Here is a 21,955-nt window from a genome sequence, read left to right on the forward strand (position 1 = left end):
CCGGACTACCAGCCGGCCGGCTCCGACACGACCTCGTAGACGCCTGTCAGGTTCACCATGCGCGGCAGTTCGCTCTGGTTGATGACGACGCCGAATTCCTTTTCGAGCGCAGCCAGAATCTCAATGGCACGCAGCGAATCGGCGTCGTGGTCCTCTTTGAAGAGACTGACGGGGCTGACCTCGTCCTCCTCGATTTCAAGAATGTCGCAGACTATTTCCCTGATGGTGACGAAACGCTCGTCGCGCGTAGCAGTGGACACGCCAATACCCCTTTTCGGATTCGCCGCTCCGATAACGCGCGGCGGTTTACTCGCAAATGAATAGTCGCGGTGAGCCCTATTCGCCACAACGGTTGCTGCAACAAGCTGCCACCGCTGTCCTCAATTCAGCTTCCCGGCAGCCTCGGACGCACGGATTCGCCCTGCGCGCGCAGCATCGCGTCGCTGATCCGGGCGGCGGAATCGATCAGTGCGCCGCTGAGCATGCGGCCCTGCACGAGGGGGACCTGCGCCGACGGGCCCGCCAGTGCCAGCGCAGCCATCACCCCGTTGCCGCGCGTACGTACGGGCACGGCGTACGCAACGGTGTCGGGAACCACGACGTCTGGTCCGTACGCCCAGCCCCGGCGGCGCACCAGGGCCAGTTGGGCTGCGGTGAACCGGGTGCCCCGCAGCACTTCGTACAGCTCTTCGGGATCCTCCCAGGCGAGCAGCACCTGGGCGACGGGCCCCGCCTTGGCCGGTCGGGACGTACCGACCGGGACGGGCTCCGCGCCGACGGGGCGGTCCAAAGAGGTGGCGACACAGACCTGCAGTGCACCCCACCGCCGGTAGAGCCGTGCGACGAGACCGGTCAGGTCGTGCAGTTCCGCCAGCACCGGGACGGCGACCTGCGCCAGCCGATCGCGCTGCGTCTCGACGGAGGGGCCGCCGAGCCTGGGCCCGATCACGAACCGGCCGCCGAAGTCCCGCATGAGCAGGTCGAGCCGCTCCAGCGCGACGGCGATACGGTGCGCGGTGGGCCGGGGAAGTCCGCTGCCGGCGACGAGTTCCGCCAGCGACATGGGGCCGCTCTCCACCAGGCTCAGCAGGATCGATGCCTTGTCCAGTACGCCGACCCCGCTCATCCGCCGCTGCTCGGTCGTGGTGCTCACAGCTCGGGGGCCAGCCGTGCGCGGATGTCCCCGATGAGCTCGTCGCGGCGGTCCACCAGGTAGAAGTGACCGCCGGGCAGCACCTTCAGGTCGAAGCCCTTGGGGGCAAGACCCTGCCATCCCCTGACCTCTTCGACGTCCACGTCCGGGTCGCTGTCGCCCACGTACGCGACGACGGGACAGTCCAGCGGGACTCCGGGGCGCGCGGTGTACCCGGCAACGGTCCCGAAGTCCGCGCGGATGGCGGGCAGGATCAACTCGCGCAGGTCCGGATCGTCGAGCAGCGAGGTGTCCGTGCCGCCGAGGCGCTGCACCTCGGCGACGAGCTCGTCGTCGCTGCTGAAGGCGGCCGTCCGGGCGGTGAGCAGATGCGGTGCCTTGCGGCAGGAGACCATCAGGACGGACGGTGGCGCCCCGTGCCGCTCCTGGAGCCGCAGGGCGATCTCGTATCCGAGGGAGCCGCCCATGCTGTGGCCGAAGAGCGCGAGCGGGGTGTCGATACAGGGCAGGAGTGCCTCGGTGACCGCCTCCGCGAGCCGCTCCATCCCGGTGACGGGGTTCTCGGCGATGCGTTCCTGCCGCCCCGGGTAGCGGACGGCCATGACCTCCACGTCGGCCCCGAAAGCGTGGCCCCAGGAGTGGAAGAAGCTGGCCGAGCCACCGGCGTGCGGCAGGCACACCAGTCTCATGCGGGGCGGTACCGCAGTGGCGTACCTGCGGAACCAGATGCTGTCTGTGCCAAGTGCCATGATGCGTCGCTCTCCTCGCTCGCGTGGGGGCTTCAGTCCAGGTCGCCGGGAGAGTTCACGGACACGACCTCGGTGTCCGGGTCGATCCGGCGAATCAGTCCGGCCAGCGTGCGTCCCGGACCGAGTTCGACCAGGCGGCGGCAGCCGAGCGGGCCGGTGAGGGTCCGTACGCTCTGCTCCCACAGCACCGGGGCGGTGAGCTGACGGGTGGAGAGCTCGGGCCAGTCGCTGTCACCCCCGTGCGGCTCGGCGTCGGCATTGGCCACCACCGGCAGGTGTACGGGGCTGAACGGGGCCCGCTTGAGGGCGTCGCGCAGACTCTCGGCGGCGGAAGCCATGTAGGGACTGTGGAACGCGCCGCCGACCTGGAGGCGGATCATCTTGGCGCCGATGGAGGGGGCCCGCGCGTCGAGCGCGTCGATCCCCTCGCGGGAGCCGGACACCACGCTCTGGCCGGGGGCGTTGATGTTGGCGACCCATACGTCACAGCCCTCGGCACGCATCCCGTGCACCAGCTGCTCGACCTCCGCCAGGGGTGCGGCGACCAGGACGCCCATGGTGCCCTCGCGCGCCTGGGCCGCGTCCCGCATCGCCCGGCCGCGGACGGCGACCAGTTCGGCGGCGGCGGCGACCGTGAGGGCACCGGCTGCGGTGAGCGCCGCGTACTCGCCCAGACTGTGGCCGGCGCAGGCGACCACCCGTCCGCCGAGCGCTCCGAGCCGCTGCGCCTCAACGTGGGCGACGACGGCCACCGCGAACACGGCGAGCTGTGCCAGGTCGGTGCGCCGGAGCTGTTCGGCCGGGGTGTGCAGCAGCAGTTCCTGGAGATCCTCCCCGGAGACCTCGGAGATTTCCGCAGTGAGTTCCCACGACGGGGATTCCCGCCAGGGTTCGCCCATTCCTTGCTTCTGTGTTCCCTGTCCGGGAAACACCAGACCGATCGGCAATTGGTTCATGGCCCGCCTTCCGCACGATGCTCGCCAGAGAGCACGGGGATCCGGATCCGTTGCCAGGCACCCGGAGCCCCCGTGCACTGGCGGCGTGCTGGGGGGGGTAGCCGCCGCCAGGGAAGGGGTTTCCAGCAGACCTGGAATCCCGTACCTGACGACCCATACAACTGCCCGCCTCGAAGGGCGGCAACGGTCCTTTCAGGAAGCTGCCAGCATGCCTTTCCGACGGCTGTCCCCGGGGCTACTGCCGGGGGCCACGACCGCTGGAAAGCGGTCCCTTCGGCGCCGGGAGCAGTCCCAACTCGGCTGCCCGTACCCCTGCCTGGAAGCGGGAATTGGCGCCGAGCAGCTTCATGATCTCCGCGACGTAGCGCCGGTAGGTACGGACGGAGACCGAGAGGTCCCGGGCAGCGACCTCGTCGGTGACACCCGCCCGCAGGGCGCCCAGGATCTGCAGGGCGAGCGCGGCCCTGTCACGGTCGCCGAAGACGATGCGCTCGCCCGCGGGCACAGCGTTGCTCCAGACGCTCGAGAAGAGGGCGTTGAGGGTGCGCATCACCTCGGGGGCCCGGATCAGTGAGGCCCGGCGGCCGACTGCGGATTCGGCCACCACCAGGGCGCTGGTGCCGTCCACGAGCAGCGCCTGGAGGGGTGGCAACCTGGCCACCCTGATCGCCGCCGGATGCTCCCTTCCGAGCTGTTCACGCACGTACTCTTCGTCGAGCAGCGTGGGGCTGGTGAGCAGCCGCACGGCGACCGACGCGCCCGCCCGGTAGATCAGATCGCGCTCGGGGCTGCTCCCCGGGTCGGGCTGCTCATCGGACGCCTGCATCCGCGCGTGCACGATGTCGATGGTTCTCGTGGCTCCGTCGATCAGCTCCAGAGCACAGTCCAGCACAGCGCTGTAATCGCCGTCGACCGTGGCGATCTGCTGCTCACGAACGCTCTGGTCGCGGTGGATGGCCACCGTCGACTCGATCAGCGCCCGGACCTCAAGTAGCGCCCGCTCCAATTCGTCCTCTGGCCTTGTGGACACGTCGCTCTCCACCATCCCCCGTTGGCACCTCACTCGACAGGCCGCCCGGTGGGCGGCTCCCCCCGCACTCACCTGTCGACTATTCCGAGAGCAGCCCCAGTTCCACCGCGCGGGCACCGGCCTGGAACCGGGAGTGGGCGTCGAGTTCGCGCATGATCTCCGCGACGTGCCGCCGGTACGTGCGCAGTGACACCTTCAGGTCACGCGCCGCGGCGTCGTCGGTGTGGCCGCCCCGCAGCTGCTCCAGAATCTTCCGGGTCAGTTCGCTGCGCAGGCGTGGGCTCAACGCGAGGTGTTCAGCGAGCTTTCGACCCCGGGACCAGGCCCCGGCGAAGAGCAGGTCCAGTGCGCGGACGGCAGCGGCGTCGTTGACTGCGGTGACCTGCGGTCCGTCACCCCTGTCGACTCCCCGGACCAGTGCCGCCGCGCCGTCGACCACCACGATCTCGCGTAACTCCCCTTCCAGGACCCGGACTTCGATGCGGGACTCGGGGATCTGGCTCAGCCGCGCGAGCGAGGCGTCCGCAGCCTCGGCGGAACAGAGCACCCGCACGGCGACACTCGTGGGCACCGCGGCGAGCAGCGCCAGTACGGAGTCGGCGAATTCCCGGGAACCGGTCAGGGCGACGCCGACCGAGTACCGGGCCCTGCCGATGATCCGGTCGAGCGCCTCGGCGAGCACCGCAATGTCCGTGGGCGCCGCGACAGACCGTTGCCTGTGCATCGAGACGGTCGACTCGATCAGTGCCCGCGCCTGGAGCAGCGTCTGCTCCAGGCGGGCAGCGGGGTGATCGGGATTCGCGTCGTCCAACCCGCCCGTGTCCAGTGGATCAATAACTGCACCCGTCACGTTCTCCCCGTTGGTGTTCAGTACCCGCAATGGCCGCCAGAAATTTTTTGGTGTCACTAGCCAAGGCGATGACCGCGAAAACAGTTCAATCGAAAATTACTTTCGCGCCAGAAGGGCCACCGATTCCCCGCCAGACAATAGTTCGCTGAATCAGAGCCAGTCAACAATATCCGGACCCACAGGGCGCTTCTCCAGCACACGCAGAGTCGGCACCTTCCACCGGAAGAACGGCCCGTTCGCCCCACCTGGCAACAAGCTGCACTCCAACACCCGGAACCGAACGCCCCCAATTCCGCTTAGGTCACCTTGGGCATCCGTACCCTCACGAGCTGTTCCCCCCGTGACCATTTGCTGTCACGGCATATCCGGCACCGAGCGTTTCCGGCCTATGGTCACCCGGTGACCACATCTCGCACACAGCTGCTTCACGCACCGGGCGGCCCGTCGGCCCCGCCCGCCACCGCCGACGTTCAGGTGTGGTCGTGGCTGACAGTGGCAGGCATGTACACAAGTGCCGACCTGGAATTGCTCGACAGCTCGGAACTCGCCCGCGCGCACCAATTCAGATCGGCGAACGCTGCGGCTGAATACATTTCGTGTCATGCGTCGGTACGTCGCCTTTTGGCCACATATCTTGAGATTCCGGTCGGCGAGATCGTGCTCGGCCGAAAGCCGTGCCCGGGGTGCGGCAGCGCGGACCACGGACCCCCGGCCCTGCTCGGTCCCGGAACTCCTCGTGATCTCAGCATCTCCCACTCCGCCGGCCTGGCGATGCTGGCCGCCGCCCCCTTCCCGGTCGGGATCGACACCGAGGCTGTCCGAGACATCCCGGTCGCAAACATCAGCGGAAACGTACTGACGCCTCGCGAGCGCCTCTCCGTGCTCGCCGAACCGGAAGGCATTGCCCGCACCAAGGCATTCCTGCGCTGCTGGACCCGCAAGGAGGCGGTGCTCAAGGCCGTGGGGATCGGGATCGTCACCGATCTGACCCTGCTGGAGACCCGCGCCTGGTCCGAGGGGCCCGCCGAAGTCACCGTCGACGCACTCGTTGCCCCGTCCACGTGGCGGGTGGCCGACGTCCCCGTGCCCGAGGGCTGGGCCGCCGCCCTGGCACTACCGGCCGCAGCAGGCAGAGACGTCACTGTGCGACATCTCTGAACCCCCTGCACCACCGAGCCCCCCGCACTACCGAGTTTCGCCACCTTGAGCACCGAGCCGGGCACTGAGACGACCGCGCACTGACGCAACGGAGGACAGACCATCGTGCAGACGCCCCCTCCTCAGACCATCGCCGACCTCCTCCTCCGCGCCGCCCAGCACCATCCCGACTCCGGCATCCGCTACTGCCTGGGCGGCGCCGCCGCGGAGTTCCAGGACCAGAGCCACCCGGAACTCCTCGACGACGCCCGCCGGGTCCTCACGGGGCTGCGCGCCCAGGGGCTGCGTCCACACGACAAGGTCGTCCTGATACTGGAGCGCCCGCAGGAATTCCTCACCGCGTTCTGGGCAGCCGTGCTCGGCGGCTGCGTGCCCTGCCCGATGGCTCCGCTCCGCGCCGACCCCGAGCGCTGGGCCGCCCAGCTCACTCACGTGAACACGCTGCTCGACAACCCCCTGGTGGTCACGAGCGAGTCCCTGGCCGCAGACCTCCCGCCGGTGGCCGGCCTCGACGTCGTCCCGCTGGAACGGCTGTACTGTGCGAAGCCCGCGATCCCGTACACCGCCGCTCCCGAGGACACCGCCGTCCTGGTGCTGACCTCGGGCTCGACCGGGAACTCCAAAGCGGTCATGCTCAGCCACACCAATCTGGTGGCGTCGATGGCCGGCAAGAACGGCCACCACCGGCTCACCGCCGCCGACACCACCCTGAACTGGGTCTCCTTCGACCATGTGGCCGCCCTGCTGGAATGCCACCTCCTCCCGCTGTCCACCGGCAGCCGCCAACTCCACGTTGAGCCCCCGGTTGTCATCGGCGAACCCCTGGAGTTCCTGCGCCTCGCCTCCCGGCACGGCGTGACCATGACCTTCACCCCCAACTTCCTTCTGGGGATGCTCAATTCTTCGGCGGATCGCCTCACCGAGGCCGGCGAGGAACTCGACCTGACCCGACTGCGGCACATCATCAGTGGCGGCGAGGCGGTGGTCTGCGCCACCGGTGAGACCTTCCTCGACCGGTACGCCCCGCACGGTCTCGCCCGGAACGCCCTCTGGCCCGCCTTCGGAATGACCGAGACCTGCGCGGGCAGTGTCTACTCCCGGGCGGCCTTCCCCGACATCGACCGCGGCAAGGAGTTCGCCGGCCTGGGCACCCCGGTCGAGGGTCTGCGCATCCGGATCGCCGACCCTGCCGACCGGGAACTACCGGCCGGCGAGGTGGGTGAACTCCAGCTCATCGGTCCGATGATCACCCGTGGCTACTACCGCAACGCCCGTGCCACCGCAATGGCGTTCACGGCCGACGGCTGGTTCCGCAGCGGCGATCTGGGCCGGATCGACGGAGGCCGGCTGGCCCTGGTGGGCCGCTGCAAGGACAGCATCATCATCAACGGCGTCAACTACTTCAGCCATGAGCTGGAGACTGCGCTCGAACAGCTCGACGGGGTCACCGATTCCTACCTCGCGGCCTTCCCCGTCCGCCCGGCGGGCAACGACACCGAACAGCTCGTGATCGCCTTCCACGCCGATGCACCCGCGGACGACCCGGCCGCGCTCCACCGGGTACTGACCGCCGTGCGGAGCAGTGTGGTGATGCACTGGGGCATCCGGCCCTCCCTCCTCCTGCCGCTGGCCAAGGATGCCTTCCCCAAGAGCAGCCTCGGCAAGATCCAGCGCTCACTGATGCGCCGTCGCCTCGAGTCGGGTGCGTACGACACGGACATGAGCCGGGTCGCCGACCTCACCCTGCGCATGCTCGGCGGCTACACCGCACCCGTGGGCCGGACCGAGGAGACGCTTGCGGAGATCTACGCCGAGATGTTCGACACCGACGCAACCACCATCAGCGCCACCGCCAACTTCTTTGATCTGGGGGGCACTTCACTGGACATCCTGCGGCTGCGCAGCAAGGTGGCCCAGCGGTTCGGGGTGTCCGGGCTGGAGATCGTCACGGTACTGACGGCGCCCACCGTGCGCGCACTCGCCGCCTGGATCGGCGAGCAGACAGGTGCCGACGGCCGGTCGAGTACTGCCGAGCGGCAGTACGACCCGATCGTGCCGATGCAGACGAGCGGTACCAAAACGCCGCTGTTCTGCGTCCATCCGGGCGTCGGGGAGGTGCTGGTCTTCGTCAACCTCGCCAAGTACTTCGTGGGCGACCGGCCGTTCTACGCGCTGCGGGCCCGCGGGTTCAACGACGGCGAGAAGCCGCACGCGACCTTCGAGCAGATGGTGGACTCGTACGTGGCGGCCATCCGGGGCCGGCAGCCGCACGGCCCGTACGCCGTCGCCGGATACTCCTACGGCGGTGTGGTGGCCTTCGAGATCGCCAAGGCACTGGAGTCCCAGGGGGAACGCGTCGACTTCGTCGGCAGCTTCAACCTGCCGCCGCACATCAAGTACCGCATGGAGGAACTGGACTTCGTGGAGACCGCCACCAGCCTCGCATTCTTCCTGGCCCTGATCGACAAGAAGCAGTCCCTGGAGCTCCCCGGCAAACTGCGCGCGCTGCCCGAGGAGGAGCAGCTGGAGCGGATCATGGCGCTCGCGTCACCGGAGCGACTAGCCGAACTGGACCTGGGCATCGTCGAGTTCGGCGCCTGGGCGGACCTCGCCGACCGGCTGACCGCCCTGGGCCGCACCTACGAGCCCGGGGGGTCGGTGGAGTCGGTGAAGGTCTTCCACGCCACCCCGCTGCGGGGCTCCAGAGAGGACTGGCTGCACAACGAGCTGCGCCGCTGGGACCAGTACACGAGGAGTCCGAACCGCTACATCGAGGTCCCCGGCGAGCACTACACCCTCATGAACCCCCGTCATGTGGCCACCTTCCAGGCGATCCTGCGCCGCGAGCTCGACCTGGCCCTGGGCGAGGCCGACCGCGCCAGTGCCGCACGTACCGCTGCCGCCGAAGGCACCGCCGGACGAGGAGAGACCTCCTGATGAAGGGCAAGAAGATCCTGGTCACCGGCGGTACCGGGCAGGTCGCCCGGCCCGTGGCAGAGTCGCTCGCCGAGGACAACGACGTCTGGTGCCTGGGCCGCTTCGGCACCCCCGGTATCGAGCGGGAGCTCAACCGGCGATCCATCACCACCTGGCACTGGGACATGGACGACCTCTCGGGTGACGCGCTCAAAGACCTCCCCGAGGATTTCACCCATGTCATCCACTCCGCCGTACGACGGGGCGAGGACGGCGACTTCAACGCGGCGGCCGAGGTCAACTCGGTGGCCGCGGGGCGGCTGATGGCGCACACCCGTACCGCCGAGTCCTTCCTGTACGTGTCGACCGGCGCCCTCTACGCACGGCAGACCCTGGACCACAAGTACACCGAGACCGACCCGGTCGACGGTGTCGCCGACTGGCTGCCCGCCTACCCCGTGGGGAAGATCGCCGCCGAGGGCGCGGTACGGGCCTTCGCCCAGGTGCTCGGCCTGCCCACCACCATCGCCCGGCTGAACATCGTGTACGGGCCCGGGGGTTACGGCGGCGTCCCGATGCTCTACTTCCAGCGCATGCTCGCCGGTGAGCCCATCCCGGTTCCCCTCAGCGGGCAGAACTGGTGCTCCCTCCTGCACACCGACGACCTCGTGGCGCAGGTGCCCGCGCTGTGGAGGGCCGCCACCGCTCCGGCGCGGGTGGTCAACTGGGGCGGGGACCAGCCGGTCGGCATCACCGACTGCGTACGTCACATGGAGGCCCTCACCGGGGTCGAGGCGAAGCTCGTGCCGAGTGAAGTCACCCGTGAGACCTATCAGTTCGACCCCACGCTGCGCCGGGAGCTGACCGGTCCGTGCCGGGTCGCCTGGCGCGACGGCATCCACCGCACGCTTGAAGCGCTGCACCCCGAGCACGTCCGTCACTGAGCACGTCCGTCACTGAAGGAGACAACACCGTGATAGAGACCCGCATGGAGACCCTCGTAACGACGGACTACCTGACCCGGCACCCCGGCAGGACCCTCGAACTCGACATAATCCACCGCGCCTACCGGGCCTTCCTGGCCCATGACGTGGACGCGCTCCTCGACACGCTCTCCCCGGACATCGAGTGGGTCCACCCCGACGGGATGGCGGAGTACGGCCTGGGGGGCACCAAGCACGGCCATGACGGTGTCCTGGAGTTCCTGGCCCACGTCCCGTCGGTGCTGGGCGGAATGCGCCTGGACCCACGGGAGTTCGTGCAGTCGGGCGACCGGGTGGTGGTTTTCGGCACCCGCCAGGTGACATCGAGACGCGGCCGTACGGAAACGATGCCCTTCGTCCACTCCTGGACCCTGAGCAAGGGCCGGGCCGTGCGGATGGAGGACATCTTCGACACTGTGCTCCTCCACTCGCTGATCGAGAGCTGACAGCAGCCGCCCAGCGGTCCGCGTCCGCCAGATTGGTCGCAGAGGTGCTGCGGCACCCTGCACGACGCCCTCGGCAGCCTCCCCCGGACCCACCGCGAGGACGGCCGCGACCGCAGGTCGTGCCAGGACGCCCCGGGCGGCCAGGGACGCTTTGCGCGGGAGCTCAGGACCGTCGAGCCGGACCCGGGGGGTACGTACGAACTCATCGACCTCGACGTCGACGCGCACATCGATCGCAGCCGCAACACGCTGTTCCTCCGCTCGCACGCGGCGCGACGTCCGATTGAGCAGCCATGTTTTGTGGCTTCTGCCGAAGACTCAGCCCTGCGGCCAGCCTCCCAGCGCCCATTGCCTGGCGTCAGCCCAAGCCCCGCATGCACAACGCGTGCACACCCGCGCGGGAAATTCCGGGAAATCGCAGGTCACAGCGGGAAGACCCACTCAACGAAATATGGCCCCGCCCAAGGAAAAATCCCTGGTCAGGGCCATAGCGGCAGACGAGTCGGCCTGTACGCCGGGTACAGCCCGGATCGGGCCCCGCGCCCCCGCCCCACCAGCCTCAGATGGAGGACACCGGCAGCACGTCCGGCGACAACGCCCCCGCGTGCGCCGACGCACTCGTCATGTGCCTGCGGTGGTGCCGTCGGCACAGCACCTCGTACCCCACGGCCTCCGCGGGCCGGTCCACGTCCCCCACCACGACCTGCTCACCCTCGACGACCATCTCGCCACCCACCGTACGGGCGTTGTGGGTCGCCCGCGCCCCGCACCAACACATCGCCTCGACCTGCAAGGTCTCCAGCCGGTCCGCCAACTCGATCAGCCGCCGCGAACCCGGGAACAACCGCGTCCGGAAGTCCGTCATGATCCCGAACGCGAACACGTCCAGGTCCAGGTCGTCCACGATCCGCGCCAACTGGTCGATCTGCTCCGGCGCGAGGAACTGCGCCTCGTCCACGATCACATAGTCGACCCGGCCGCCCCGCGACACCTGGTCCACCACGTACCCGTACAGATCCATGCCCTCATCGGCCTCGACCGCCTCCGTCACCAGCCCCAGACGCGACGACAGCTTCCCCTCACCGGCCCGGTCGTCACGCGTGAAGATCACGCCCTGAAGACCCCGCGCCGACCGGTTGTGACCGATCTGGAGCGCCAGGGTGCTCTTCCCGCAGTCCATCGTTCCAGAGAAGAACACGAGCTCGGACATGAGGAGTTGAGCCTTTCGGGGCCGTGCGGAGGAGGGGGAGGGAGAGGGAGAAACGGGCGGATTACGAGCGTACTTGCAGGAGCGGAACGAGTTGCTCCACGGGAGTCATCGAGCCGTGCATGCCGACCATCGAGGACTCGCCCGGCTCGTTGCGGGAGGCGGTGATCACCACGTCGTCGTGGGCGGCGGCGACGACGTCGCCGATCCGGCCGTGGACGCGCTCGTCGATGTACGGACCGAACCAGCCCGCCTCGATCGCCTCGTCGCGGCTCGCCACCCAGAACTGTTCACCGAGCACCTCGCGCCACACGGCGAGCACGTCGCCGGTCGCGCCCGGGACGGCGTACACGTGCCGGGCCCGGCCCTCGCCGCCGAGCAGGGCGACGCCCGCGCCCAGTTCCCAGTCCTCGTCGAAGTCGATGCGGGACTGCTCGTCGAAGGGGATGTCGATCATGCCGTGGTCGGCGGTGACGTACAGGGCACTGCGCGGCGGCAGCTGCTCCGCGAGGCGCTGGGCGAGCCGGTCCACGTGCATCAACTGGCCGCGCCAGGCGTCGGAGTCGACGCCGAAGCGGTGTCCCGCACCGTCGACCTCGCTGTAGTACGTGTAGACCAGCGAGCGGTCCCCGGCCGCCAGGTGCCGGGCTGCGAGGTCCATCCGGTCCTCGCCGGTGAGGCGGCCCTGGAAGGTGCCGCCGCTCAGCGCGATCTTGGTCAGCGGGGTGTGCTGGAAGTCGGGGGACGACACCTGCGCCGTGTGCACGCCCGCCGCGTCAGCGAGCTGGAAGACCGTGGGGTACGGCTGCCAGACGTGCGGGTCGGTCCAGGGACGCCAGCGGAGCTGGTTCATCAGGGCGTTGGTGTCGGGGTCGCGCACCGTGTACCCGGCCAGGCCGTGCACGCCGGGGGTGAGCCCGGTGCCGACGGAGGCGAGCGAGGTCGCGGTGGTGGCGGGGAATCCGGCGGTGAGGGGACGGCCGGTGCCGCCGCGCGAGGTGGCGAGGAGCGAGTGGAGGTACGGGGCCTCGTCCGGGTGTGCCTTGATCTGTTCCCAGCCGAGGCCGTCGATCAGGAACACGCAGTTCCGGTCGGCGGGGGTCAACTCGTCGATGGAGGCGGTCGTTCCGGGTACGTCCATGCCCGCCACGAGGGTCGGCAGCAGGTCCGCGAGGGAGCCGGAGCCGTACTCCGGGACCGGGGCGGTGTCGAGCGCGAGGGGGACGGGGTCCTGCCAGGCGGCGGGCAGCGCCATCAGCGGGCGGACGAGCCGGTCGCGGCCGTCGCCTCGGACAGCGCCTGGGCGAAGACGAGGGTCTGCTTGACCGTGTCCGGGCCGTCGCCTGCCTCGCTGACGCGCAGGCTCAGGTCGTCGGCGGTGGAGCTGCCGGTGTAACCGTGGTCGGCGTCGCAGCCGGGGTCGCCGCAGGCGGCGAGTTCCAGGTCGATGCGGGCGACCGCGCCCCACCCGATGGTCAGGACGACCTCGCGCGGCAGCGTCCCCGGAACGTACTTCTCCGGATTGGCCACGACCCGGCTGACCACGACGGACGAGATCCGGCCGATCTTCACGGACTCGGTCGACGTCGTGGCGTACGGCGAGGGGGAGGTGGTGTCCGCGTTCTGCTCGTCGGTGTGGCTGACGATGAAGCGGGTGCCGGTGAGGACCAGGACAGTGACGTGACGGCGGACCTCGTTCGAGTCGAACGTGGTCTCCTGGTGCACGAGGTACGACGAAACGGACTCCGTACCGACGGCGGCCTCCACCGCTTCGGCCACAAGAGCCGGGTAGTAGCCGCTGCGCTCGATCGCTGTCCGCAGCCCCTGGGTCGTCGTACCGGTCTTCGCCATGCCTTCCATCCTACGGGGCCCGGGAGGGCGGATGTCCCTTGAGCCGGGGGCGGGACGTGGGGACACCCCCGGGGGCTCGGCGGCTCGGGAGGCGGGGGCTCAGTAGCTCGGGAGGCGGCGGGGGCCGAGGTCGTCCCGTACGGCGGGAGGTGCCAGTCGTACGGTCGCCCCCAGGACGGACAGCCCGTCGGGGGCCACGACCACGGGTTCCAGGGCGACGCCGACCACCTCGGGGTGGTCGTCGACCAGCCGCGAGACCCGCAGCAGCAGCTCTTCCAGGGCGGCGGTGTCGACCGGGGCCGACCCCCGCCAGCCGAAGAGGAGCGGCGCGGTCCTGATCGACCTGATCAGCCCGGCCGCGTCCCGGTCGGTGGCCGGAACGAGCCGGTGCGCGGTGTCCCCGAGCAGCTCGGACGCGGCCCCGGCGAGCCCGAACGAGAGCACGGCGCCGACCGCCGGGTCGATGGCGGCCCGTACGACGGTGTCCACGCCGCGCGGGGCCATGGCCTGCACGACGAGGAGGAGTTCCTCGGGCTTGCCGAGGGCCTCGGTCAGTTCCCCGTACGCCCGCCGCAGGTCGTCCTCGTCCGCCAGATCGAGCCGTACGCCGCCGAGGTCGGGGCGGTGGCGCAGGTGCGGGGCGGTGGTCTTGAGGGCGACGGGGTAGCCGAGGCGGGCCGCCGCCGCGACGGCCGTGCCGGGGTCGGGCGCGGGGCGGGCGTCCCGTACGTCGATGCCGTAGCGCCCGAGCAGTTCACGGGCGGCGTCCGGCTTGAGCGGCAGACCGCGCGGGTCGCCGTCCTCGGTGAGCAGGGCGTCGATCTGGGCGGCGGCCCCCGCCTCGTCGATGTCCTCGTACTCGGGCACCTTCCCGGGCTCCGCGGCCTCGCGCCGCCACTGCGCGTACCGCACCGCTTCGGCGAGCGCCCGTACGGCGCGCTCGGCGGCGGGGTAGGCGGGGATGGAGTGGGGGGCGGGGGCGTCGGCGGGCGGCTCGGCGGGCGTTACGGGCGCGACGGGGGCCGTCTCCCGAGCTAGCGGCGCTGCGTTCCTGCCCGGCGCCGTGCTCGTCGCCGCGTTCCCGCCCGGCGCCGTGCTCGTCGCCGCGTTCCTGCCCGGCGCCGTGCTCGTCGCCGCCGCCAGGGCCTCCGCCAGTTCGCCCATCTCGACGTGGACCACCGCCACCGGCTTCGCGGGGGCCGTCGCCGCCGCCTCGCGCAGGGCGGCGGCCAGCACCTCGCCGTCGCCGGACTCCATCGTTCCGCCCTCCCCCACCCAGGGGATCGCCGTGACGACGACCGCGTCGCACGCCGGGTCGGCGAGGGCCTCGGAGAGGGCGCGGCGGAAGTCGGCCGGGGTGGCTCCCGTCGTCAGGTCGCGCGGCGGAAGCGGACGGAGTCCTTCCGCGAGGCAGGCGTCGTACGTGAGCAGGCCGAGCGACTCGGAGTTGCCGAGGATCGCGGTGCGCGGGCCGCGCGGCAGGGGCTGGCCGGTCAGCATCAGCCCCGCGTCGACGAGTTCGGTGACCGTGTCGACCCGGACGACACCCGCCTGCCGGAAGAGCGCGGAGACCGTGGCGTCCGGAATGCGCGCCACCGGCACCGCGTGCCCCGGCGGCGTGCTCCCGCTGTGGCGTGCGCCCTTGACCACCACGACCGGCTTCGCGGCGGCCGTACGACGGGCGAGGCGGGTGAACTTGCGCGGGTTGCCGATGGATTCGAGGTAGAGGAGGACGGCGTCGGTGTCCGGGTCCTCGTGGCAGTACTGGAGGAAGTCGTTGCCGGAGACGTCGGCCCGGTTCCCGGCGGAGATGAAGGCCGACACGCCCGCACCGCGCCGGTCGAGCCCGGACAGCAGCGCGATACCGATCGCGCCGGACTGGGTGAACAGGCCGATCCGGCCGCGCTCGGGCGAGCGGGGCGCGAGGGAGGCGTTGAGGCGCACGGCGTCGGAGGTGTTGATGATGCCGAAGGCGTTGGGGCCGATGATCCGCATCCCGTACGAACGCGCCTGCCGCACCAGCTCCCGCTGCCGCTCCCGCCCTTCGGCCCCGCTCTCGGCGTATCCGGCGGCCAGCACGACCACCCCCTGCACCCCGCTCTCGCCGCAGTCGGCGACCACGGCCGGAACCCTGTCGGCCGGTACGACGACCACCGCGAGGTCCACCGGGGCGCCGATCTCCGCGACGGAGCGGTGTGCGGGGACGCCTTCGAGTTCGGTGGTGCCGGGGTCGAGCGCCGCGTTCACCGCGTACGCACGGCCGGTGAAGCCCGCGCCGAGGAGGTTGCGCAGCACCGTGCGTCCCACGGACTGCGGGGAGCGGCCCGCGCCGACGACCACGACGGAGCCGGGGGCCAGGAGCCGCTGCACGGAACGGGCCTCGGCGCGGTGTTCGCGGGCGCGCTGCACCGCGAGGGAGCGGTCGGTGGGCTCCAGGTCGAATTCGAGGCGGACGACGCCGTCTTTGAAGGAGCGTTTCTGCTGGTAGCCCGCGTCCGTGAAGACCTTGATCATCTTGGAGTTGGCCGGCAGCACTTCGGCGACGAAGCGCCGGATGCCGCGCTCGCGGGCGACGGCCCCGATGTGTTCGAGGACGGCGGAGGCGACGCCGCGCCCCTGATGGGCGTCCTGGACGAGGAAGGCGACCTCCGCCTGGTCGGCGTCGGGACCCGAGGCGGGACGGCCGTCGGCGTTGATGCGGTCGTAGCGGACGGTGGCGATGAACTCGCCGCCGACGGTGACGGCGAGACCCACCCGGTCGACGTAGTCGTGATGGGTGAAACGATGGACGTCCTTGGCGGACAGCCGGGGGTAGGGCGCGAAGAAGCGGTAGTACTTCGACTCGTCCGAGACCTGCTCGTAGAAGCTGACCAGCCGCTCCGCGTCCTCGGTGGTGATGGGCCGGATGCGCGCGGTGCCGCCGTCGCGCAGCACCACGTCGGCCTCCCAGTGGTCGGGGTAGGCGTGGTCGGCCTCGCCCCCTCGCTGGTCGTGCTCCACCTGATCCGCACCGTCCGCAGCCTTGGCCATGGGTGCAGCCTACGACTCGCGGGCATCCGGAGAGCGGGGCAGTCTGGTGCTGTTCGGCCCGTCCTGTTCGGCCCGTCCCGTTCGGGACTTTCGCCGGGCAGAGCAGCCCGCACCACGTGAGAGACTGGTCTAGACAACCAATAAGCACATGAAGGGCACCATCATGGTTGAGCGCCGCGTCACCGTCGGCTGGGCCGAGGGCCTGCACGCCCGCCCCGCCTCCATCTTCGTCCGCGCCGTCACGGCCACCGGCGTCCCCGTCACCATCACCAAGGCGGGCGGCAACCCGGTCAACGCCGCGTCGATGCTGGCGCTGCTGGGCCTGGGCGCGCAGGGCGGCGAGGAGATCGTGCTGGCGTCCGAGGCCGAGGGCGCGGACGCAGCCCTGGACCGCCTCGCGAAGCTGGTCGCCGAGGGTCTGGACGAGCTCCCCGAGACCGTCTGAGGCTGCCCGAGGGCTTCTCGCCCCGGACTTCACGGCCCATGAGGTCGCGCCCGTACGGGCGAATTCTCGCACAGGAGCCGCGGCATCCCGCATTCGGGGGCCGCGGCTTCTGTCGTTCGCCCGTGAATTCACGGTGCTGTCCTTGCCCGTGAATTCACGGCACGGGAATTGCTCTCCGTCTTTTATAGGCCCCGCGTGTTAAATCCGGCCGCCCGTCATGTTGACGGCACGTTGCGGAATCCTCATGCGGTACGCGGACACCGCCCGCTCCGCGTGCAGCGCGGTCAGCGCCCTGGCCCGTTCCGCGTCCCGCCGCGCCACCGCGTCCACGATCGCGCCCCTTTCGGCCCAGACCTCGACGGGCCGCTGCTGGCCCTCGACGACGTACATCCAGGCGATCTTGTGCTTGAGCTGAAGGAGCAGCGTGATCAGCCCGGGGCTGCCGGACGCCTGGGCGAGCGTCTCGTGGAACCAGCCGCCGAGCGCCGACAGATCCGCGGTCTCGGGCCGCCTCGCCCGCTCCTGCCCCAGCCTGACCAGGCCACGGAGCACTTTGAGGTGCGAGTCGGTGCGCCGGGAGGCCGCTCGCGCGGCGCCCAGCGGCTCCAGCAGCGTCCGCATCTCCAGCAGGTCGGCGGCCTCTTGGGCGGTCGGCTCGGCGACACAGGCGCCCGCGTGCCGCCGGGTGGTGACGAAGCCCTCGGCCTGAAGGGTGCGCAGCGCCTCGCGGACGGGAACGCGCGAGACGCCGTACCGGCGGGCCAGCACTTCCTCGGTGAGCCTGCTGCCGCGCGGCAGGACGCCGGAGACGATGTCGTCGCGGATCGCCGTACACACCGAATGCGCGGGAATGCGCATGCCCGGACCTCCGTCTGCCCACTGAATTGTTCCGTCAACTCTATTGCAGCGACCGGGAATTACGGAAGGCGGTTCGCCGGTACGGCAATCAGCCATGCCGTGGTACGAGAAATGCCCCGGCTCACACGGAGCCGGGGCATTTCGAGCGGGAGGCGCGGTCAGACGCTGACGCCGTGCTGACGCAGGTAGGAGACCGGGTCGATGTCCGAGCCGTACTCGGGCGAGGTGCGGGCCTCGAAGTGCAGGTGCGGGCCCGTGGAGTTGCCGGTCGAGCCGGACAGACCTATCTGGTCGCCGGAGCCGACGCTCTGGCCGACCGAGACGCTGATCGAGGCGAGGTGGCCGTACTGGGTGTACGAACCGTCGTTCATCCGGATCACGACGTTGTTGCCGTACGCGCCGCCCCAGCCCGCCTCGACGACCGTGCCGGAGCCGACGGCGACGACGGAGGAGCCGGAGGACGCGTGGAAGTCGACGCCGGAGTGGCTGCCGGAGGACCACAGGGAGCCGCCGGACTTGTAGCTCGTGGAGACGTACGAGTCGGCGACCGGCAGGCGGAAGGTGTTGAGGCGCTTGCGCTCGGCCTCGCGGGCGGCGCGCTCGCGCTCCTCGCGCTCCTTCTTGGCCTTCGCCTCGGCCTTGCGCTTGATCTCGGCCTTGCGCTTGATCTCCGCCTGGCGCTCGGCCTCGGCCTGGTCCAGCACCTCCTGCTGCGCGAGGGCCTGGGCCTCGACCTGCGCGGTCAGGGTGCCTGCGGCGGAGTGGTCCAGCGCGACGGCGCGGATGGAGCCGGTGTCTTCCGCGGCCAGGTCCTGCTCGGCGGCGATGGCCTGCGGGGCCAGCGTTCCGATGACACCGGTCGTGGTGAGGGCGGCGACTCCGGCGATGTTGGCGCTCTTGCGCGACAGCACGGAGGGACGCCGGTGCTTCCCGGCGGCACGGGTGAACGCCATGGAGTGGCTGTTTCCTTTCCTTCCTTCTCGCCTACCGGGTTAGCTGACGGGTTCGGAGCAGGAAGGTCTCCTACGGGCCCCACCTGCCCGTGAAGGGCGATGGCGTCCGATTCACCCCAGGGACTGATTGGGTCCCCGGCTCCCCAGGCTCGCGCCTGACGGGGACTCGGCGATGACTGCCCGGTGCCGCGGTTGCGGCGCGCTCTGACGGACAGCCGGGTCGACGCTAAGCGGCCCTTCTTTCAATCACCAAACAGACGGCCGCTTTTGTGAAGGAGCCCACACGGCAGACAGGCAACCTCTCCAATAAACCGGACATAAAGGAGGACCCCGACGACTCGGAAGTCAACGGGGCCCCACTTGTCCTGCTTTTCACCGGTTGCCCGGGTGGCCTTGGATCGGTCTTTGATCGGTCAGCCGGTCAGCCGGTCAGTCGGTCAGTCAGCCCGTGACGACCGTGACCTCGCCGATGTTCAGCGCCCGTACGGGATCCGCGATCACCGAGGCGTCCCCGACCAGGACCGTGACCAGCCTGTCCACCGGGAAGGCGTTCACCACGGCGGCGGTGGCCTCCACGGTGCCGGTCGCGGCGAGCCGCGCGTACAGCTGGGCCTGGAAGTCGTCGGGCAGGTGCTGCTCGACCTGGTCGGCCAGCGTGCCCGCGACCGCCGAGGCCGTCTCGTACTTGAGCGGGGCCACCCCGACGAGGTTCTGCACGGCGACGTCACGCTCGGCGTCGGTGAGACCCCCGGCCGCCAGCGTCCGCAGGACCTTCCAGAGGTCGTCCAGGGCGGGCCCGGTCGACTCGGTGTCCACGGAGCCGCTGATGGCCAGCATGGCGGCTCCCGTGCCGTCCTCGGCGGAGCGCAGCACCTGGCCGAAGGCGCGCACGCCGTAGGTGTAGCCCTTCTCCTCGCGCAGGACGCGGTCCAGACGCGAGGTGAGGGTGCCGCCGAGGCAGTACGTGCCCAGCACCTGGGCGGGCCAGACGCGGTCGTGCCGGTCGGCGCCGATGCGGCCGATCAGGAGCTGCGTCTGGACCGCGCCGGGGCGGTCCACGATGACGACCCGTCCGCTGTCGTCGGCGGTGATCGGCGGCACCGGGCGCGGGGCCGCGGTGTTGCCCGTCCACTCCCCCAGCGTGTCGGCCAGGACGGCGTCCAGGTCGATGCCGGTGAGGTCGCCGACCACCACGGCCGTGGCGGTCGCCGGGCGGACGTGCGCCTCGTAGAAGGCGCGCACGGCCGCCGAGTCGATGTTCTTGACGGTCTCCTCGGAGCCCTGGCGGGGCCGCGACATGCGCAGGTCCGCGGGGAACAGCTCCTTGGAGAGCTGCTTGGCGGCCCGCCGGGAGGGGTTGGCCGCCTCGTGCGGGAGCTCGTCGAGCCGGTTGCGCACGAGGCGCTCGATCTCGCCGTCCGAGAACGCCGGGGCGCGCAGGGCGTCGGCGAGCAGCCCCAGCGCCTTCGGCAGCCGGGAGACCGGGACTTCGAGGGAGACCCGCACGCCCGGGTGGTCGGCGAACGCGTCGAGGGTGGCGCCGCAGCGCTCCAGCTCGGCGGCGAACTCCTCGGCGGAGTGCTTGTCGGTGCCCTCGGTGAAGGCGCGCGACATGATCGTGGCGACGCCGTCGAGGCCCTTCGGCTCGGCCTCCAGGGGCGCGGCGAGGAAGACCTCGACGGCCACCAGCTTCTGTCCCGGCCGGTCGCAGCGCAGCACCGTCAGGCCGTTGGGCAGCGCGCCGCGCTCGGGGGCCGGGAAGGCCCACGGGGTGGCGGGGCCCGCCTGCGGCTGCGGGTGGAACTGCATCTCGCTGATCACGGGTGCGGTGTCGCCCGTCGTGGCTGCGGTCTCCGTCACTGGTCCGCCCCTTCCTGCTGGTCCTGCTGGACTTCCTGTACGACATCGGCGTGCGCGGCGTCGGTGGGCTCCGCGAGGTCCGACTCCGCGGCGGCCAGCGGCTCGTACACCAGGACCCCACGGTTGTCGGGGCGCAGCCGCGCCTTCGCGACGGCCTGCACCTCCTCGGCCGTCACCTCCAGCACGCGCCCGACGGCGGTCAGGGCGAGCTGCGGGTCGCCGAACAGGACGGCGTACCGGCAGAGTTCGTCGGCGCGGCCCGCGACCGTGCCGAGCCGGTCCAGCCACTCGCGCTCCAGCTGGGCCTGGGCGCGCTCCATCTCCTCGGCCGTCGGGCCCTCGGCGGCGAACCGCGCGAGCTCCTCGTCGACGGCCGCCTCGATCTCCGGAATCTCCACGCCGCCCGACGTCTTGACGTCCAGCCAGCCCAGCGAGGGGGCCCCGGCCAGGCGCAGCATGCCGAAGCCCGCCGCGACGGCCGTCTGGTCGCGCCGTACGAGACGGTTGTGCAGCCGGGAGGACTCGCCGCCGCCGAGGACGGTGAGCGCCAGGTCGGCCGCGTCCGCCTCGCGGGTGCCGTCGCTGGGCAGCCGGTAGGCGGCCATCAGCGCCCGCGCGGGGACCTCTTCCTCGATCAGCTCGCGCAGTTCGCCGCCGATGACGTCGGGCAGCGAGCCGTCGCGCGGCGGCTGCTTGCCGTCGTGCGAGGGGATGGACCCGAAGTACTTCTCGACCCAGGCGAGCGTGGCCTCGGGGTCGATGTCGCCGACCACGGACAGCACCGCGTTGTTGGGCGCGTAGTACGTACGGAAGAAGGCGCGGGCGTCTTCGAGCGTCGCGGCGTCCAGGTCGGCCATCGAGCCGATGGGGGTGTGGTGGTAAGGGTGGCCCTCGGGGTACATGAGGGCGGTGAGCTTCTCGAACGCGGTGCCGTAGGGCACGTTGTCGTACCGCTGGCGGCGCTCGTTCTTGACGACGTCGCGCTGGTTCTCCATGGACTCGTCGTCGAGCGCGGTGAGCAGCGAGCCCATCCGGTCGGCTTCCAGCCACAGCGCCAGCTCCAGCTGGTGCGCGGGCATCGTCTCGAAGTAGTTGGTGCGCTCGAAGCTGGTGGTGCCGTTGAGCGAACCGCCGGCGCCCTGCACCAGCTCGAAGTGCCCGTTGCCGTGCACCTGGGCGGAGCCCTGGAACATGAGGTGCTCGAAGAGGTGTGCCAGGCCCGTGCGGCCCTTGACCTCGTGGCGCGAGCCGACGTCGTACCAGAGGCAGACCGCGGCGACCGGGGTCAGGTGGTCCTCGGAGAGGATCACCCGCAGACCGTTCGCAAGCCGGTGCTCGGTCGCTGTCAGGCCGCCGGAGCCGGCCTGCGTTGTGGCCGTGTGACCCATGGGCATGTACGTCCCTTCGATCGCGTATGAGACAAGTCCTGCAATTAAGTCCTGCCACTGTATGCAAGCGCACTGACAGTCCGCGAAGTTCCCGGTTCCACCACTCTTCTCGGGGACCCCTC

At 70.5% G+C, this 21,955-nt stretch carries 19 protein-coding genes and 1 riboswitch; of the genes, 5 read left to right on the plus strand and 14 right to left on the minus strand.

What is annotated here, in order from left to right:
- Positions 1–5: 5 nt before the first annotated feature.
- From OG897_RS19925 to OG897_RS19950, 6 genes are all read right to left on the minus strand, one after another.
- The gene (locus OG897_RS19925) at positions 6–260 is read right to left on the minus strand and encodes an acyl carrier protein (protein WP_266658552.1); all 255 of its coding nucleotides are present in this window, start codon (positions 258–260) and stop codon (positions 6–8) included.
- Between the two features lie 125 nt (positions 261–385).
- Positions 386–1,126, minus strand: coding sequence for an IclR family transcriptional regulator (locus OG897_RS19930; protein WP_266660332.1), 741 nt, complete (start codon positions 1,124–1,126; stop codon positions 386–388).
- A 23-nt stretch (positions 1,127–1,149) separates the two neighbouring features.
- On the minus strand, positions 1,150–1,902 hold the full coding sequence (locus OG897_RS19935) for a thioesterase II family protein (RefSeq protein ID WP_266658553.1): 753 nt from the start codon (positions 1,900–1,902) through the stop codon (positions 1,150–1,152).
- A gap of 32 nt (positions 1,903–1,934) precedes the next feature.
- Entirely contained in the window at positions 1,935–2,858 is a 924-nt protein-coding gene (locus OG897_RS19940; RefSeq protein WP_266658554.1) for an ACP S-malonyltransferase, read from the minus strand.
- Between the two features lie 235 nt (positions 2,859–3,093).
- A complete protein-coding gene (locus OG897_RS19945; RefSeq protein WP_266658555.1) occupies positions 3,094–3,888 on the minus strand; it encodes a LuxR family transcriptional regulator in 795 nt (264 codons plus the stop codon).
- A 79-nt stretch (positions 3,889–3,967) separates the two neighbouring features.
- On the minus strand, positions 3,968–4,699 hold the full coding sequence (locus OG897_RS19950) for a DNA-binding response regulator (protein WP_266658556.1): 732 nt from the start codon (positions 4,697–4,699) through the stop codon (positions 3,968–3,970).
- Positions 4,700–5,359: 660 nt separating this feature from the next.
- Between OG897_RS19950 and OG897_RS19955 the strand changes: the two genes are divergently transcribed.
- The 4 genes from OG897_RS19955 to OG897_RS19970 all read left to right on the plus strand — a co-directional run bounded on the left by OG897_RS19955 (position 5,360) and on the right by OG897_RS19970 (position 10,241).
- On the plus strand, positions 5,360–5,896 hold the full coding sequence (locus OG897_RS19955) for a 4'-phosphopantetheinyl transferase superfamily protein (RefSeq protein ID WP_266658557.1): 537 nt from the start codon (positions 5,360–5,362) through the stop codon (positions 5,894–5,896).
- A gap of 105 nt (positions 5,897–6,001) precedes the next feature.
- Positions 6,002–8,833 (plus strand): non-ribosomal peptide synthetase, encoded by a 2,832-nt coding sequence (locus tag OG897_RS19960; RefSeq protein ID WP_266658558.1) that lies wholly within the window; start codon positions 6,002–6,004, stop codon positions 8,831–8,833.
- Entirely contained in the window at positions 8,833–9,756 is a 924-nt protein-coding gene (locus OG897_RS19965) for an NAD(P)-dependent oxidoreductase (protein ID WP_266658559.1), read from the plus strand. The genes OG897_RS19960 and OG897_RS19965 overlap by 1 nt, the downstream gene beginning before the upstream one ends.
- A 29-nt stretch (positions 9,757–9,785) precedes the next feature.
- The gene (locus tag OG897_RS19970) at positions 9,786–10,241 is read left to right on the plus strand and encodes a nuclear transport factor 2 family protein (RefSeq protein WP_266658560.1); all 456 of its coding nucleotides are present in this window, start codon (positions 9,786–9,788) and stop codon (positions 10,239–10,241) included.
- A gap of 559 nt (positions 10,242–10,800) precedes the next feature.
- Here the strand turns inward: OG897_RS19970 and OG897_RS19975 are convergent.
- From OG897_RS19975 to OG897_RS19990, 4 genes are all read right to left on the minus strand, one after another.
- Positions 10,801–11,451, minus strand: a complete 651-nt coding sequence (locus tag OG897_RS19975) for a thymidine kinase (protein ID WP_266658561.1) — start codon at positions 11,449–11,451, stop codon at positions 10,801–10,803.
- Between the two features lie 61 nt (positions 11,452–11,512).
- On the minus strand, positions 11,513–12,703 hold the full coding sequence (locus tag OG897_RS19980) for an alkaline phosphatase family protein (RefSeq protein WP_266658562.1): 1,191 nt from the start codon (positions 12,701–12,703) through the stop codon (positions 11,513–11,515).
- A complete protein-coding gene (locus OG897_RS19985; RefSeq protein WP_266658563.1) occupies positions 12,703–13,299 on the minus strand; it encodes a DUF5998 family protein in 597 nt (198 codons plus the stop codon). Before OG897_RS19985 ends, OG897_RS19980 begins: the two co-directional genes overlap by 1 nt.
- 99 nt (positions 13,300–13,398) lie before the next feature.
- Positions 13,399–16,329 (minus strand): GNAT family N-acetyltransferase, encoded by a 2,931-nt coding sequence (locus tag OG897_RS19990; protein WP_266658564.1) that lies wholly within the window; start codon positions 16,327–16,329, stop codon positions 13,399–13,401.
- A 163-nt stretch (positions 16,330–16,492) separates the two neighbouring features.
- Between OG897_RS19990 and OG897_RS19995 the strand changes: the two genes are divergently transcribed.
- Complete coding sequence (locus OG897_RS19995) at positions 16,493–16,774, plus strand: HPr family phosphocarrier protein (protein WP_266660333.1); 282 nt, start codon at positions 16,493–16,495, stop codon at positions 16,772–16,774.
- Positions 16,775–16,972: 198 nt separating this feature from the next.
- On the opposite strand, the gene OG897_RS20000 is transcribed toward OG897_RS19995, so the two are convergent.
- From OG897_RS20000 to OG897_RS20015, 4 genes are all read right to left on the minus strand, one after another.
- The gene (locus OG897_RS20000) at positions 16,973–17,632 is read right to left on the minus strand and encodes a GntR family transcriptional regulator (protein ID WP_266658565.1); all 660 of its coding nucleotides are present in this window, start codon (positions 17,630–17,632) and stop codon (positions 16,973–16,975) included.
- Between the two features lie 158 nt (positions 17,633–17,790).
- Entirely contained in the window at positions 17,791–18,585 is a 795-nt protein-coding gene (locus OG897_RS20005) for a M23 family metallopeptidase (protein WP_266658566.1), read from the minus strand.
- Positions 18,586–18,598: 13 nt separating this feature from the next.
- A riboswitch (cyclic di-AMP (ydaO/yuaA leader) is annotated at positions 18,599–18,767 on the minus strand.
- A 259-nt stretch (positions 18,768–19,026) separates the two neighbouring features.
- Positions 19,027–20,394: a pitrilysin family protein gene (locus OG897_RS20010; protein WP_266660335.1), complete on the minus strand. Its 1,368-nt coding sequence runs from the start codon at positions 20,392–20,394 to the stop codon at positions 19,027–19,029.
- Positions 20,395–20,441: 47 nt separating this feature from the next.
- On the minus strand, positions 20,442–21,839 hold the full coding sequence (locus tag OG897_RS20015; RefSeq protein ID WP_266658567.1) for a pitrilysin family protein: 1,398 nt from the start codon (positions 21,837–21,839) through the stop codon (positions 20,442–20,444).
- Positions 21,840–21,955: the final 116 nt, after the last annotated feature.

This window comes from Streptomyces sp. NBC_00237, from assembly GCF_026342435.1.
Classification (GTDB): domain Bacteria; phylum Actinomycetota; class Actinomycetes; order Streptomycetales; family Streptomycetaceae; genus Streptomyces.